Source organism: Mycobacterium vicinigordonae, assembly GCF_013466425.1.
Taxonomy (GTDB): Bacteria; Actinomycetota; Actinomycetes; order Mycobacteriales; family Mycobacteriaceae; genus Mycobacterium; species Mycobacterium vicinigordonae.
The window spans coordinates 3,784,659-3,799,664 of record NZ_CP059165.1 but is presented as its reverse complement, the minus strand read 5'-3'; the positions used below and the strand labels follow the sequence as shown (position 1 = coordinate 3,799,664).

The window sequence follows — 15,006 nt, the reverse complement described above, 5'->3', positions numbered from 1 at the left end:
GCTTTTGCGTCTGCTGGGCGTCAGAGTTCGACGGGGTACACGGGCTCGCTGATCTGCGGCACCACGCTGTGCTCGACGAAGATCGCGTGCCACAGCATGAAGATCAGCACCGTCCACAGCCGACGGCTGTGGTCGCTGGTGCCCACCCGGTGCTCGTCGAGCATCCGGCGCACCGCGGCGAGGTCGATCAGGTGACCGGCTTGCGACGAGTCGAGCATCTCATAGGCCCACTCCAGCAATTCGCCGGCGCGTAGCCAGTGCCGGATCGGCACCGGAAAGCCGAGCTTGGGCCGGTTCAGGACGTGGGCGGGCACGATCGGCTCGAGCGCGCGCCGTAGCGCGTACTTGGTGGTGGCGCGGGTGATCTTGGCCTGGTAGGGCAGCCGGGACGCAACTGCGAACACCTCAGGGTCCAGGAACGGCACCCGGAGTTCCAGTGAATTGGCCATCGTCATCTTGTCGGCCTTGACCAGGATGTCGCCGCGCAGCCAGGTGAACAGGTCGAGGTGCTGCATGCGCGCCACTGGATCCCAGCCGGCGGAGTCGGCGTAGGTCGAGGCGGTGACGTCGGTGTGCGTCCAGTCCGCCCGGAACCGGGGCAGCACGTCGCGCAGCTGCTCGTCGGAGAAGCTGCGCGCGTTGCCGTAGTAGCGCTCCTCGAGCGTCAGCGAGCCGCGGTGCAGCAGGCTTTTGCCGCGCAGGCCGTCCGGCAGCGGCCGCGACACCTTGCCCATCGACCGCCGCAGCGACCGCGGCAGGTAGTCGAACGGCTTGAGCGACAGCGGCTCCCGGTAGATCGTGTAGCCGCCGAACAACTCGTCGGCGCCCTCACCGGACAGCACGACTTTGACGTGTTTACGGGCCTCTCGGGCCACGAAGAACAACGGCACCAGCGCCGGGTCGGCGACCGGCTCGTCGAGGTACCAGACGATCTCGGGCAGCGCGGCCACGAATTCCTCGGCGCTGACCACCTTGGCGACGTGCCGGGCGCCGATCGCCTCCGCAGAGGCCACCGCCACGTCGAGCTCGGAGAAACCCTCGCGCTCGAAACCGGTGGTGAACGTGATCAGCCGCGGGTTGTGCCGGATTGCCAGCGCGGCGATGGCAGTGGAGTCGATACCGCCGGACAGAAACGAACCGACGGTGACGTCGGCGCGCATGTGCTTGGCGACCGAGTCCTCCAACACCGCGGTGATCTCGTCGTAGCGGGCCTGCTCGGTGCCCGGGGCGATCGGTACCGCCGCGAATCGCGGCCGGAAGTAGCGGGTGACCTCGGGTTGTCCGCCCGGCCGGATCCAGGCATAGCAACCCGACTCCAGACGGCGCACGCCGCGGTGCAGCGTCTCGGGCTCCGGCACATACTGCAACACCACGTAGTGCTGAATAGCGCGCCGGTCAAGGCCGCCGTCCCCGGTCTCGAATCCGACCAGATCGGCCAGGTCCAGCAGGCACTTCTTCTCGCTGGCCACCGCGGTCCCGCCGGGGCCGGTCGCCATGAACAGCGGCTTGATGCCGAACGGGTCGCGGGCGCAGAACAATTCGCGGTTGATCGTGTCCCACAGCGCGAAGGCGAACATGCCGCGCAGCCGCTTCAGAACCTCAGCGCCCCAATAGTGGTATCCGGCGACGATGGCTTCCCCGTCGCCGTCGGTGGCGAAGACGGCGCCGTGGTCACTGCGCAGCTCCTCGCGCAGCTCCAGGTAGTTGTAGATCTCGCCGTTGAACACCAGCACGTAGCGGTCCGGCTGCTCCGGCGGACCCCAGCGCAGCGGCTGGTGGGAGTGGGCGATGTCGATGATGGAAAGCCGGTTGAACCCGAACACGGCGCCGTCCGGGGATCCGTTCGCATACTCCGGGTCGGTCCAGGTGCCCGGCTCGTCCGGCCCGCGGTGACGCATCAGATGCGAGGCGCGGGCGATCTTGCCGTCGGCCAGTGCCGCGTGCGCAGCGGCGGCCGCGGTCGCGCTTTGAGCGCATTCCGGGCCGCCCGGATCGGCGACAAAAGCCAGCAGTCCACACACGGCGCCCCAGTATGCCGCACTTCACGATGGTTGGTGAGGCGACGCTCGGCGGGTCGGGGTGACCAGGCGGTCGCCTGCTGGTGCGGCGTGGTCTACGCTGCGTAGTATTCGACATCCGAGTGAGCCGAATCAGCCGCAGGCCAGTCGGCCCAGCTTGTGATACAGGAGGCGCCAACGTGACACGTCGCGGGCTGGATCGTTCGCACAGCTTGTCGCAGAGCAGTTCTGGTGGCGTACGCGTTTTCGCCCGCCGCCTTCGCCCGGTATTGCTGGTCGCGACGTTGGGCGTGCTGGCGGTCACCCTCAGCGGATGCAGCTGGGAGGACGCGCTGGCCCTGGGTTGGCCCAAGGGCATCACCCCCGAAGCCCACGCCAACCGGCAGCTGTGGATCGGCGCGGTGATCGCCTCGTTCGTCGTCGGCGCCATCGTGTGGGGTCTGATCTTCTGGGCCGCCGCCTTCCACCGGAAGAAGAAGACCGACACCGAGCTGCCCCGTCAGTTCGGCTACAACATGCCGCTGGAGCTGGTGCTGACCGTCACACCGTTCCTGATCATCTCGGTGCTGTTCTACTTCACGGTTGTGGTGCAGGAGAAGATGCTGCATCTGGCGAAGGACCCTGAGGTGGTGATCGACATCACCGCGTTCCAGTGGAACTGGAAGTTCGGATACCAGCGGGTCGCCTTCAAGGACGGAACGTTCAACTACGACGGGGCCGACCAGCCGCGCAAGGAGATGACGTCCAAGCCCGAGGGCAGGGACGCGCACGGTGAAGAACTCGTCGGCGCGTTGCACGGATTCAACCCCCAGGACCGGCAGTACCTGCACTGGGACAAGATCGAAATCCTGGGCACCAGCACCGAGATCCCTGTCCTGGTGCTTCCCGCCCACAAGCGCATCGAGTTCCAGATGGCCTCCGCCGACGTGATCCACGCGTGGTGGGTGCCCGAGTTCCTGTTCAAGCGCGACGTGATGCCCAACCCGGCGGCGAACAACTCCGTCAACAGGTTCCAGGTCGAGGAGATCGTCCGGACCGGGGCCTTCGTCGGGCACTGCGCCGAAATGTGCGGTACCTATCACTCGATGATGAACTTCGAGGTCCGCGTGGTGGAGCCCAACGAGTTCGTCGCCTTCCTGCAGCAGCGAATGGCCGGCAAGACCAACGCCGAGGCCCTGAGCGCGATCAACCAGGCGCCGCTGGCGACAACCACTCATCCGTTCGAGACCCGCCGCGGCGAATTGGCCCCGAGCCCAAGAGGTTAGGACAACTCATGCACATCGAAGCCAGGCTGTTCGAGTTCGTCGCCGCGTTCTTCGTGGTGGTAACGGTGCTGTACGGGGTGCTGACGGGGCTGTTCGCTACCGGCGGCGTCGAGTGGGCCGGTACCACTGCGCTGGCGTTGACCGGCGGCCTGGCGTTGATCGTCGCCACCTTTTTCCGGTTCGTCGCCCGCCGGCTCGACACTCGGCCGGAGGATTATGAGGGCGCCGAGATCAGCGACGGTGCAGGAGAATTGGGTTTCTTCAGCCCGCATAGCTGGTGGCCGATCATGATCGCCCTGTCCGGGTCGGTGACGGCTGTGGGTATGGCGCTGTGGCTGCCCTGGCTAATCGTCGCGGGCGTGGTGTTCATCCTGGCGTCGGTGGGCGGATTGGTCTTCGAGTACTACGTTGGTCCCGAGAAGCACTAGTCGGATCCCAAAAGGTCACAATCAGGGCATCAGTTGATCCGCGGCCAGTTTGCCGCAGCGCCTGTGTCCCGACCGGTTGGGTAGGGTTTTCGAGGCACCATGAGAATTCACCGAGCGCGCGTACACGGGTGCAGCCGCGGAGTCACACGCGCCGGTCGGGCAGTTGGACAGGGTAGGCAGATATGAGCGGGCCGAATCCGCCGGAACGAGAACCCGAGAAGCCCGACCCTGCCGCCGAGCCCTCCGAACCCGAACGCGCGGGTGACGAGCTGGATGGCGAGCTGGACGACGAGCTGAATCCGGTCGACGATCTCGATGACGGTTTCGGCGACGACGCGCACGCCGACGCGACCGATGCTTACTCGCAGGCGTACTCGGCTCCGGAGTCGGAGCAGTTCCTCAGTGGCCGGTACGTGCCCGCCGATCTGGTGCTCTACGACTACGACGGTTACGACGACTTCGACGACGACGAGCACTCCGCGCCGCGCTGGCCGTGGGTGGTCGGCGTCGCCGCGATCGTGGCCGCGATCACGCTGGTGGCCGCGGTCTCGGTGCTCGTGACGCGCACCGACACCAGCAAACTTGCCAACCCGGCTACCTCCACTACTTCGACAACGCCGGTGCAGGACCAGATCACCACCACCAAACCACCCCCGTCCTCCGAGCCGCCACCGCCGCCGCCTTCTTCCGCTGTGCCGCCGCCGCCCAGCGAGATCCCCACTGCAACGGAGACGCAGACGGTCACCGTGACGCCTCCGCCGGCGCCGCCGCCGGCCCCACCGCCCGTTACCACGACGGCGCCGCCGGCTGCGCCGTCCACCGCGGCAGCACCTCCTCCGGCGACCACCACAACACCAGCCGGGCCCCGGCAGGTCACCTATTCGGTGACCGGTACCAAGGCGCCGGGCGACATCATCTCGGTCACCTACGTCGACGCGTCCGGTCGGCGACGGACCCAACACAACGTGTACATCCCCTGGTCGATGACCGTCACCCCGATCTCGCAATCCGACGTCGGGTCGGTGGAAGCGTCCAGCCTGTTCCGCGTCAGCAAACTCAACTGCTCGATCATCACTAGCGATGGGACGGTCTTGTCCTCGAACACCAACGACTCGCCCCAGACGAGCTGCTGATGGTAGGCAGATATTCCGCGTACCGGCGCGGTCCCGACCCCGTGGTTAATCCCGACGTCGTCGATCGCATCATGCTCGGGGCCTGCGCCGCGGTGTGGCTGATTCTGGTCGGCGTCAGCGTGGCCGCTTTCGTCGCCCTGGCCGACCTGGGCCGGGGCTACCACACGGCGGCACACAGTCCGCACACGACATGGGTGTTGTACGCGATCATTGGTGTCTCGGCCCTGGTCATTGCCGCTGCCATCCCGGTTTTGCTGCGCGCCCGCAGGATGACGCAGATCGAACCGGTCGTGCGGTCCAAGGCCCTGCAGGGAGGGGTACCAACCCGGCAGTCGGCCCGTCCGGCGGGTCGCCCAGCAGGGCGCACACCGGCCGCGTCGGCACTGCGAGAGCAGGCGAAAGCCTATGGGGCACTTGACGAATGGTCAGGCGAGGCGGTGGACCGGATCTGGCTGCGGGGAGCTGTCGCGCTGACCACCGTCATCGGTGGGTCGCTGGTCGGTGTCGCGTTGGCGACCTACCTTATGGCCGCAGGCCACGAGGGCGGCTCATGGGTGAGCTACGCGTTTGCTGGGCTGATCATCGCCGGCGCCCCGGCAGCTGAGTGGTACTACGTGCGGCAGCTGCGGCGCGGCCCGGCTGCCCGCTAGCCCAGCGCCGCGCATTGCCGCTTGTGCGGCCAGCCGAGCAGTGGAGTAGATGCACGGTTTGCGGGCCGAACCTGCCGGGGCCGGGCCAAGCCGGGCCCAGGCGGGTCGCGCTCGCGCCACCCGCGCGCGAGCCATGCCGGCCCCGGGCCAACCGCCCGGCTGAGGCCCGCGTTGCGCTGGCTGAGGCCCGCCTTGCGAGTGTTTGGCGACCCGCCCGACGGATTAGTGCTGGCTGAGGACCCGTCTTGCGAGTGCTGGCGACCCGCCCGACCGGTTAGTGATGGTCTCCGTTGGAGGAGCCGTTGCCGTTCTCCTGGCGTTCCCGCAGTGCCGTGAGGGCGCGGTGTTCTGCCACATGGCTTGCCTCACGCAGCGCCGCATCCTCGGATGCCGGGTCGGCGTACAGGAAACTGCCGCTGCCTGGTGAGCCGGCCGAGCCCAGTTTGTTCATCTTCTTGGGTAGCGGGGCGCCTTGGTATTCCAGCGGGATGGGGTGGCCGTGGTCGTCGACGGGCCCCAGAGGCTGGTGCAGTTCGATGTAGGCGCCGTGGGGCAGGCGCTTGATGATGCCGGTCTCCACGCCGTGCTCGAGTACCGCGCGGTCGCTGCGCTGCAGTCCGACGGCCCACCGGTAGGTGATGAAGTAGACCAGCGGCGGCAGGATCACCATGCCGATGCGTCCGATCCAGGTGGTGGCGTTGAGCGAGATGTGGAATTTGAACGCGATGATGTCGTTCATCGCGGCCAGCGTCAGGACCATGTAGAAGCTGATGGCCATTGCACCAATTGCGGTGCGTACCGGGACATCTCGCGGCCGCTGCAGCAGGTTGTGATGTGCGTAGTCACCGGTGAACCGCTTCTCCAGGAAGGGGTAAATGATCAACAGGATGAAGACCAAACCCATGATCACGCCGACCCAGACCACCGCCGGAATCGTGTGGTGCCAGAAGTAGAACTCCCACGCCGGCCAGATACGTGCCAGGCCCTCGGTCCACATCATGTAGAAGTCGGGCTGGGAGCCGGCCGAGACCTGAGATGGCTTGTAGGGGCCCAGGTTCCAGATCGGGTTGATCTGCAGCAGTCCACCCATCAGGCCCAGCACGCCCACGATGCAGGCGAAGTACGCACCCGACTTCACCGCGAATCCCGGCATCACCCGCACACCGATGACGTTGTGCTCGGTGCGGCCAGGGCCGGGGAACTGGGTGTGCTTCTGGAACCACACCAACGCCATGTGCACGCCGATCAGCGCCAAGATGATGCCGGGGATCAGCAGGATGTGCAGCGCGTAGAGGCGGGGGATCAGGATGGTGCCGGGGAAGTCGCCGCCGAAAAGTGCCCAGTGCAGCCAGGTGCCGATGATCGGCATGCCCAGCGTGATCGAGGACAGCGCCGCGCGCAGGCCGATGCCGGAAAGCAGGTCGTCGGGCAGCGAGTAGCCGAAGTAGCCCTCGAACATCGACAGGATCAACAGCAGGGCGCCGATCACCCAGTTGGCCTCCCGCGGGCGGCGAAACGCACCAGTGAAGAACACCCGGGCCAGGTGCACCATGATCGAGGCGGAGAACATCAGCGCGGCCCAGTGGTGAACCTGACGCACGAAGAGCCCGCCGCGGACCTCGAAGGAGATGTTGAGTGCCGTCTCGTAGGCCCGGGACATCTCTACGCCGCGCAACGGCTGATACACGCCGTTGTAGGTGACCTCGGCCATCGACGGATCGAAGAACAGCGTCAAATAGACGCCGGTGATCAGCAGTACCAGGAAGCTGTACAGGGCGATCTCACCGAGCAGGAACGACCAATGCGTCGGGAACACCTTGTTGAGCTGACGACGCACCGCCGCCGACGGGTGATAGCGGGTGTCGACGGCTTCACCTTGCGCGGCCAGGACGTCGCCGATTTTCGGGGGACTCAATTTAGGACTCATGTTGTAGTGCGCTCCCAGAATGCCGGACCGACGGGCTCGATGAAGTTGCCGTTGGCAACCAGGTACCCGTTCTTGTCGATTGTGATCGGCAGCTGCGCCAGTGCTCGGGCCGCCGGGCCGAAGATCGGCTTAGCGAAATGAAGCGCGTCGAACTGCGATTGGTGGCAAGGGCACAGGATTCGGTAGGACTGCTGCTCGTACAGCGACGACGGGCAGCCCAGGTGCGAACAGACCTTGGTGAAGGCGAAGAACTCGCCCCAGTTGAAGCTTTCCTGCCCTTTGCGCTTGACCACGCGGTCCATGTCGCTGGGCTTGATCCGGATGAGCATCACCGGGTTACGGATACCCAGCGAGATCGCCGAGAGCTTCTCGTGAGATTCCACCGTGGTGCCATCGCCGTCGGACTCCCGCCACGGGAAAACCGTCTCCATGCCGCCGGCGTCCATGTCCTCCGGACGCATCTTGGTGTATGGCGGCCCGTCGTGGGCGCCGGTGGCCCGTGCCAGATAGATCGTTTCGCCCTTGAACCGCGGGGTCCATCCGGACGTCCACAGTGTGGCTTGCATGCCTTCGGCGGTGGGAACGACCGGCTTCCACGGGTTCTTGATCAGACCGCCGGCAAACGCGACCAGGGTGCCCAGGCCGAATGCGCCCAACCCCAGTCCGAAAGACGCTCCGATCAGCTTGCGACGACCGATAGTGGACCCTTCGTAGGCGTCGGTGAGGTTGGCCACGACCGTCTTACGGTCGATCTCACGGGATGCGCCGTCGTGCCGGTCCTGGATCGTGATCTCTTCGGGGATAAAGCGTTTCTGGAAGAGCACCGCGCCGATCGCGATGGACAGCACCGACATTCCGAAGGTGAATCCGTATAGCGGAGTGGCCAGCGAGTAGAGCAGGCTGCCGTCGGTGCCCTTGGGCTTGTACTCCCATGGCCAGAACAGAAAGACCAGCAGCAGCGCGAGCCCGAAACCACCGCCCAGCAAAAGCCAGGTTGCCACCGAGCGCGCGGCGCGCTTCTCGGCTTTGGTGCCCGGGACCGGCCAGCGCGGCTCCTTGTAGACGATCTCGACGCCGTCGATCTTGCTGCCCAGGTCGAGCAGTTCCTTGTTCGACATCGCGGCCAGCGCCGCGTCGGTGGGCTCCTTGGCGCCCAGGTGCGTGTCGGTGTCGGTATCCGAACCGAGCTTCGGGTCAGCTTCGTCGCTCATGTGCGCGCCCCAATCCACAGTGCCAGCCCGATGGCGGCGACCATGCCGATGATCCACATCGCCATCCCCTCGGGTGCGGGTCCGAATCCACCCAACCCGTAGCCACCCGGGGTGCGCTCCTCGGCGGCGGTGCGCACGTAGGCGATGATGTCCTTCTTCGACTCCAGGGAGAGCTGACGGTCGGAGAACTTCGGCATGTTCTGCGGGCCGGTCAGCATCGCAGTGAGGATCTGTTGCTCGTTGGCAGGACCCAGGTCGGGCGCGAATTTGCCGGAGGACAGCGCGCCGCCCTTGCCGGTGAAGTTGTGGCACGAGGCGCAGTTGAGCCGGAACAGGTCGCCACCACGGCCTAGGTCGGTGCCGCGCAGCGACTGCATCTGCAGGCTGCCGTCGGGGTTGCGCAGAACGCTCGGACCGCCGCCGCCGTAGGCCTGCACGTAGGCGCCGATCGCGTCGATCTGGTGCTCGTCGAAGATCGGTTCCTTGCGCTGCGCCTGAGCCTCACCGCGCATGGCCGGCATCCGACCGGTCGACACCTGGAAGTAGACGGCGGCGTCGCCGACGCCGATCAGGCTGGGCCCGTGGTCGGGAACACCCTGCAGGTTGGCGCCGTGGCAGGACACGCACGAGGTCTCGTAAAGCTGCTGGCCGCTTCGCAATTGGGCCAGGCCGGACTCATCGGCCACCGCCACCTGCGGCGTCGGGGTCAGTACCGCCGCCAACCCGCCAGCGATGGTCAACGCGATCAGCAGCAGCAGCGCACCTGACAGCCGACGGCGAAGACGCCGCCGCGAGCGATCGGTGCGCCGCTTTTCCGGCTGGCTGGGCCGCCGGCCGGATCGGGTGAATCCCAGTCTCTTCAACTGAGCACTCCTGTTCTCGGGCCTGTTGGGAGGGTGGGCTGGGTCGGGCTAACGGATGAAATAGATCACGGTGAACAGCGCGATCCACACGATGTCGACGAAGTGCCAGTAGTAGGACACAACGATGCTCGCGGTGGCTTGCGCCGGGGTGAACTTGCTCATGGTGGTGCGCACCAGCAGGAAGATGAAAGCGATCAAACCGCCGGTGACGTGCAGACCGTGAAACCCGGTCGCCAGGTAGAAGACGCTGCCGTAGGCGCTGCCGGGGATCGTCGTGCCGTGGGTGGCCAGGTGGTAGTACTCGTAGGCCTGGCCCAGGATGAAGAACAGGCCCATCAGGAACGTGACGATGTACCAGCGGCGCAGCCCGAAGACGTCGCCGCGTTCGGCCGCGAACACCCCCATCTGGCAGGTGAACGACGAGGCGATCAACACCAGCGTCACCGGCACAGCCTGGTACAGGTTCAGCTCGGTTGGCGGCGGCGGCCAGTTCCCGCCGGCCTGCGCTCGCGCCGTGAAGTAGAACGCGAACAGGCCAGCAAAGAACATCAGTTCGCTGGAAAGCCACACTATGGTGCCAACACTGACCATGTTGGGGCGGTTCAGCGAATGGACTCGCGACGTAATCGCAGTACCCGAGGTCCCTACAGCACTCGTCACATCCGCAAGTATGACGCTTTGTAGTTGTCGAGCACTACCCGGGTCAGAAATTTCCGGTAAAACGTGTCGCGCCTCTTTTCCGGCCACCTGGCCGGCGGACCCGGTCGGCGTGGGACCATCGGCGCGTGGTTGCGTCATCTGAAGCTGCGTCGCGAGGGGGTTCCCTGGGCGTGTCGCCGTCGTGGCCACAGGTCCTCGGGTGCCTGACCGACCGGCAGAACCTGACGCGCCGGCAGGCGGCCTGGGCGATGGACCAGATCATGGCTGGCGCCGCGCAACCCGCCCAGATCGCGGCGTTCGCGGTGGCGCTGACGATGAAGGGCCCGACGGCCGAAGAGGTCAGCGAACTGGCCGGGGTGATGCTCGACCACGCCCGGCCGATGCCTGCCGAGACGCTGCCCGACGACGCCGTGGACGTCGTCGGGACCGGTGGCGACGGAGTCAACACCGTCAACCTGTCCACGATGGCGTCGATCGTGGTTGCGGCGGCGGGTGTGCCGGTGGTCAAGCACGGCAACCGCGCGGCCTCCTCGCTGTCCGGCGGGGCCGACACGCTGGAGGCTCTCGGGGTGCGCATCGATCTGGGGCCCGAGCAGGTCGCGCGCAGTCTGCGTGAGCTCGGGATTGGGTTTTGTTTCGCGCCGCAGTTTCATCCGTCGTATCGGCACGCCACGCCGGTGCGCCGCGACATCGGGGTGCCGACGGTATTCAATCTCCTTGGGCCGCTTACCAATCCGGCCCAACCGCGGGCCGGATTGATCGGCTGCGCCTTCGCCGATCTCGCCGAGGTGATGGCCGGGGTGTTCGCCGCCCGTCGCTCCAGTGTGCTGGTGGTGCACGGTGACGACGGGCTCGACGAGCTGACGACAACCACCACGAGCACGATCTGGCGGGTGCAGGCGGGCACCGTGGACAGGTTGAAGTTCGATCCGGCGGGATTCGGGTTCGCCCGCGCCGAACTCGACGAGCTACGCGGCGGTGACGCTGAGGCCAACGCCGCCGAAGTGCGCGCGGTGCTCGCCGGGGGCCAAGGTCCGGTGCGCGACGCCGTGGTGCTCAACGCCGCCGGTGCGCTGGTGGCGCATGCCGGGTTATCCAGTCGCGCTGAATGGTTGCCGGCTTGGGAAGACGGGTTGTGCCGCGCCGTCGCCGCGATCGACAGCGGGGCGGCCGAACAGCTGCTCGCGCGTTGGGTGCGGTTCAGTCAGCGGGTGTGAATCCAACTGCTCCGCGGCCAGTTTCGCCGAACGGGCCGCGGCCGCCCAGCCCGCCCACGCGCCGGCCGACCGCAGCGGTGACGCCCAACCGGTGTTCTCGGAGGTGACACGCACGATCCGTACCCCTGGCGCCGTTAGCCAGCGGGCGATCAGCGCGGTCTCCTCAACCAGCGCCCCGCCGAGCGGGGCCGCAGACGGCAGGATCGTCTGGGCGCCGGCGGCGATGGACTCGATCACCGGCATCGGCGGTACCCCGCGCCGGGCCACGCCCGCGGCGGCGAGTTGGCCGTGGCGGATGACGACGAGTTCGTACCCTTTGTCGCCGTCCGGCGCCGCGGCGATCAGCTCGGGCAGCGCGGTCAGGGCCCGCAGCCGCTGGCCGCGCCACAACACCTCGACCGTGGTGCAGAGGTGGTCGCGCAGCCTAGCCGCGCTCTCGTAGTGATGGCGCTCAGCCAGTGCTGAAACCTGGTCGGCGGCTGCGGCGAGCGCGGCGTTGTCGGTGCCGTCGATCAGCGCTTCGACCCGGACCGCCACCGCCGCGTACTGCTGGGGCGTCACGTCCCGGGCCGCCGGACAGGGTGACACCTCGAGTTCGGGACAGGCCGGTCCGTGCCGCGCTGATCGGGCCAGCCGCCTGGTGCAGGTTCGCACGCCGGCGAATCGAGCGAGCAGGGCCGCGGTGTCCGCGGCGTCCGTGCGGGACCGGAACGGGCCGATGGCACGGTCGTGACGCGGGTTGCGCACCACCGAGAGTCGCGGGAACGCCTCGTCGGTGAGCGCCACCCACCACCACCGGTGCGGAAACCGCGACCGGCGGTTATACGGCGGGGCGTGGGAGGCCAGCAGTCGCAATTCCCGAACCCCCGCCTCGAGGGAGTGCGCGCATTCGACGTGGTCGACGCTTTCGGCGAGGCCGACCATCTCTTTCATCCGGCCGCGCGGATCGGCGCCGGTGAAGTACTGGCTGACGCGGCGCCGCAGGTCGACACCGGTACCGATATAGAGCACCTCGCCCGAGGGACCACGGAACAGGTAGACACCCGGCCGGTGGGGCAGGCCGTCGGCCAGCACCCGTTTGCGGCGCTGGGCGGGGGTGACGTCCGGCAGATAGGACCGCAGGTCGGTGTAGGTATGAATGCCCTGGTTGCCCACCCGCTCGATCAGTGCGTGCAGCACGTCAACGGTGGCCCGGGCGTCGTCGAGAGCGCGGTGCGTCGGTTGCGTCGTCACGGCGAACAGCCGTGCTAACTCGGCCAGTCGCACGCTGGGCGCTTCTTCCCGGCTGAGCACCCGCCTTGCAAGCCGGACGGTGCACAGCACCTTCGGGCGCGGCCAGTGCAGCTGGCAACGTTCGGCCGCGGCGCGCAGGAAGCCAATATCGAAGCCCGCGTTGTGGGCGACCAGCACCGCGTCACCGGCGAACTCGAAGAACATCGGTAGTACGGCATCGATGGTGGGGGCGTCGCAGACCATTGCCGTAGTGATTCCGGTCAGTTGGACTATTTGGGGTGGGATGCTGCGTCCAGGGTCGACCAGGGTGGCGAATTCGCCCAGGACGGCGCCGCCGCACACTTTGACCGCACCGATCTCGGTGATGGCGTCCGGGGCGGCTCCGCTATTGGAGACGGCGCGCCCGCCGGTGGTCTCCAGATCGACCACAACGAAGGTGGTTTCGCGCAGTGACTGCTCGTGGGGCTGCTGCGATGGCTCGAGTTCGTCGAAGAGGCCGGTGAAGCTGAGCTGAGTCGCACCGGTCGCACCCATGGCGGTGACGTTAGGCATCCGCACCGACAACCCTGGGCTCCCGCGCCGGAAGCTTCGACGAAGCCCAGAATTGTCCGACGAAAGGGGATGTCGGTGCACACCGTTACCGTGCGGTGCAGCTTGATTTTGTGATGGATAGCCCTACGGAGAGGACCGACTCAGATGGCACTCAGCAATGGAGCCGGAAGTGACGGTAGTGCGGCGCCCAAGCCGGGGGAGCCGGTGGTCATCGACTGTGACGATTGCGCCGTGCGCGGGCCTGGATGCCGTGAGTGCGTGGTGAGCGTTTTGCTCGGCGTGCCCGAAACCCTTTCGTACGACGAGCAAGTCGCGCTGGAAGTGCTGGCCGAGGCGGGCTTGGCCCCGCGGTTGCGGCTGGTACCGATCCGACGCGACCGCCCGGTGTCACCTAAGGGCGTCGCGTGATGGATCGTGTAGGGTCGACGACGGCAAGATCCCTGAATCACATAGAAATGACAGAAATCTTCCTATTTTCTTAACGCCCCGCTTTGGACAAACGTCGATATCGTTTCGTAACCTGTTTGAGACCTAAACCAGCTCGGCGGATAAACGTCGATGGCAGTTTAAGGATGCAATCTTGAGGCTCGACTGTAGGCATTCGATCGCGCGCGCAATCAAGCGGTCCGCCGTCGGTTCGTTAGCGAGCTTCGTCGTGTTGTGCGGCATCACTACGGCAACTGCGATGGCCGATCCCGCCCAGGACGCCGTGGCGAAGCTGAACGAGCTGTCCCGGCAGGCCGAGCAAACCACCGAGGCGATGCACAGCGCGCAGCTCGACCTGAACGAGAAGCTGGCCGCCCAGCGGGCCGCGGAGAACAAACTGAACGAAGCCCAGGCCGCCGTGCAAGCGTCGAAGGCCCGGTTGGCCACCTTGCAGAACACGGTCAACAAGGTTGCCGCCGCGGTCTACATGGGTGGCCGTACCAATGGTTTGGACGCCATGCTGACCGCGGAGTCGCCGCAGCTGCTGATCGACGGGCTGGCCGTGCAGCGGGTGATGGCAGGTCAGATGTCGGCGCAAATGGCCAGTTTCAAGGCTGCGGACGCTGAAGCTACTAAGGCCGAGCAGGCCGCTGCCAAGTCGGCCGCGGACGCCAAGGCCGCCGCTGAACAAGCCGCGGCGGTGCGTGCCAACCTGCAGCACAAGCAAAGCCAGCTGCAGGTGCAGATCGCCGTGGTCAAGTCTCAGTACGCGGCGCTCACGCCAGACCAGCGCACCGCCATGGCCCAGCCCGGGCCGGTTCCGCAAGGGGCTCCCGGGGCTCCCGAGGCGCTGCCCCCAGGCGCGCCGCCCGCACCGGAAGGCGCACCGGCACCCGAGGCTCCTGTACCTGGTGGCGCCGGCGGAGTGAGCGGAGCTCCGTTCACCGCACCCGAGGGCGGCGGCGGTGATCGTGCGATGGTGGTGCAGGCCGCGTTGACGCAAATTGGCTCGCCCTACGTGTGGGGTGGCGCCGCACCCGGCGGCTTCGACTGCTCCGGATTGGTGATGTGGGCGTTCCAGCAGGCCGGCATCTCGCTGCCACACTCCAGCCAGGCGCTGGCCCACGGCGGTCAACCGGTGTCCCTCGGCGACCTGCAGCCCGGCGACGTGCTGACCTTCTACTCCGACGCGTCGCACGCCGGTATCTACGTCGGTGACGGAATGATGATCCACTCCTCGACCTACGGCCAGCCGGTTCGCGTGGTACCGATGGACTCGTCCGGGCCAATCTACGACGCCCGCCGCTACTGACGGACTCCTCGCACCGCTGCAGTTCGAGGCGCCGGCCTTCACATCTGCTGGCGTGTGTACTGATCGCTGAGTTGATCACGGCACTCGCGATCTCGGCCCATCCGGCGCCGC

At 66.9% G+C, this 15,006-nt stretch carries 12 protein-coding genes and 1 pseudogene; 7 read left to right on the top strand and 6 right to left on the bottom strand.

What is annotated here, in order from left to right:
- Positions 1-20: 20 nt before the first annotated feature.
- Entirely contained in the window at positions 21-2,021 is a 2,001-nt protein-coding gene (gene asnB, locus H0P51_RS17020) for an asparagine synthase (glutamine-hydrolyzing) (protein ID WP_180913958.1), read from the bottom strand.
- 176 nt (positions 2,022-2,197) lie between these two features.
- Between asnB and ctaC the strand changes: the two genes are divergently transcribed.
- The 4 genes from ctaC to H0P51_RS17000 all read left to right on the top strand — a co-directional run bounded on the left by ctaC (position 2,198) and on the right by H0P51_RS17000 (position 5,494).
- Positions 2,198-3,283 carry an aa3-type cytochrome oxidase subunit II gene (ctaC, locus tag H0P51_RS17015; protein ID WP_180913957.1) on the top strand — a complete coding sequence of 362 codons (1,086 nt, stop codon included), beginning with the start codon at positions 2,198-2,200 and terminating at the stop codon, positions 3,281-3,283.
- Positions 3,284-3,291: 8 nt separating this feature from the next.
- Positions 3,292-3,711 carry a cytochrome c oxidase subunit 4 gene (locus tag H0P51_RS17010; RefSeq protein WP_180913956.1) on the top strand — a complete coding sequence of 140 codons (420 nt, stop codon included), beginning with the start codon at positions 3,292-3,294 and terminating at the stop codon, positions 3,709-3,711.
- Positions 3,712-3,893: 182 nt separating this feature from the next.
- A complete protein-coding gene (locus H0P51_RS17005) occupies positions 3,894-4,844 on the top strand; it encodes an MmpS family transport accessory protein (protein WP_180913955.1) in 951 nt (316 codons plus the stop codon).
- A complete protein-coding gene (locus tag H0P51_RS17000; protein ID WP_180913954.1) occupies positions 4,844-5,494 on the top strand; it encodes a DUF2561 family protein in 651 nt (216 codons plus the stop codon). The genes H0P51_RS17005 and H0P51_RS17000 overlap by 1 nt, the downstream gene beginning before the upstream one ends.
- Positions 5,495-5,768: 274 nt before the next feature.
- Here H0P51_RS17000 and qcrB read toward each other — a convergent pair whose 3' ends face one another.
- The 4 genes from qcrB to ctaE are packed head-to-tail and all read right to left on the bottom strand — an operon-like array spanning position 5,769 to position 10,155.
- On the bottom strand, positions 5,769-7,421 hold the full coding sequence (gene qcrB, locus H0P51_RS16995) for a cytochrome bc1 complex cytochrome b subunit (RefSeq protein ID WP_180913953.1): 1,653 nt from the start codon (positions 7,419-7,421) through the stop codon (positions 5,769-5,771).
- Complete coding sequence (gene qcrA / locus H0P51_RS16990) at positions 7,418-8,632, bottom strand: cytochrome bc1 complex Rieske iron-sulfur subunit (protein WP_180913952.1); 1,215 nt, start codon at positions 8,630-8,632, stop codon at positions 7,418-7,420. Before qcrA ends, qcrB begins: the two co-directional genes overlap by 4 nt.
- Positions 8,629-9,495, bottom strand: a complete 867-nt coding sequence (gene qcrC / locus H0P51_RS16985; RefSeq protein WP_180913951.1) for a cytochrome bc1 complex diheme cytochrome c subunit — start codon at positions 9,493-9,495, stop codon at positions 8,629-8,631. Before qcrC ends, qcrA begins: the two co-directional genes overlap by 4 nt.
- A 48-nt stretch (positions 9,496-9,543) precedes the next feature.
- The gene (gene ctaE / locus H0P51_RS16980; RefSeq protein WP_180913950.1) at positions 9,544-10,155 is read right to left on the bottom strand and encodes an aa3-type cytochrome oxidase subunit III; all 612 of its coding nucleotides are present in this window, start codon (positions 10,153-10,155) and stop codon (positions 9,544-9,546) included.
- Between the two features lie 125 nt (positions 10,156-10,280).
- Between ctaE and trpD the strand changes: the two genes are divergently transcribed.
- Positions 10,281-11,372, top strand: coding sequence for an anthranilate phosphoribosyltransferase (trpD, locus tag H0P51_RS28580; RefSeq protein ID WP_246398023.1), 1,092 nt, complete (start codon positions 10,281-10,283; stop codon positions 11,370-11,372).
- Here the strand turns inward: trpD and H0P51_RS16975 are convergent.
- A pseudogene (locus tag H0P51_RS16975) lies at positions 11,310-13,139 on the bottom strand (DEDD exonuclease domain-containing protein); the annotation flags it as partial. The gene trpD and the pseudogene H0P51_RS16975 sit on opposite strands and share 63 nt — an antisense overlap.
- A gap of 162 nt (positions 13,140-13,301) precedes the next feature.
- Between H0P51_RS16975 and H0P51_RS16970 the strand changes: the two are divergent.
- Together H0P51_RS16970 and ripC are read left to right on the top strand one after the other, a co-directional pair.
- Entirely contained in the window at positions 13,302-13,565 is a 264-nt protein-coding gene (locus tag H0P51_RS16970) for a hypothetical protein (RefSeq protein ID WP_180913948.1), read from the top strand.
- A gap of 172 nt (positions 13,566-13,737) precedes the next feature.
- Positions 13,738-14,895 (top strand): peptidoglycan hydrolase RipC, encoded by a 1,158-nt coding sequence (gene ripC / locus H0P51_RS16965; RefSeq protein ID WP_180913947.1) that lies wholly within the window; start codon positions 13,738-13,740, stop codon positions 14,893-14,895.
- The last annotated feature ends 111 nt before the right edge of the window (positions 14,896-15,006 follow it).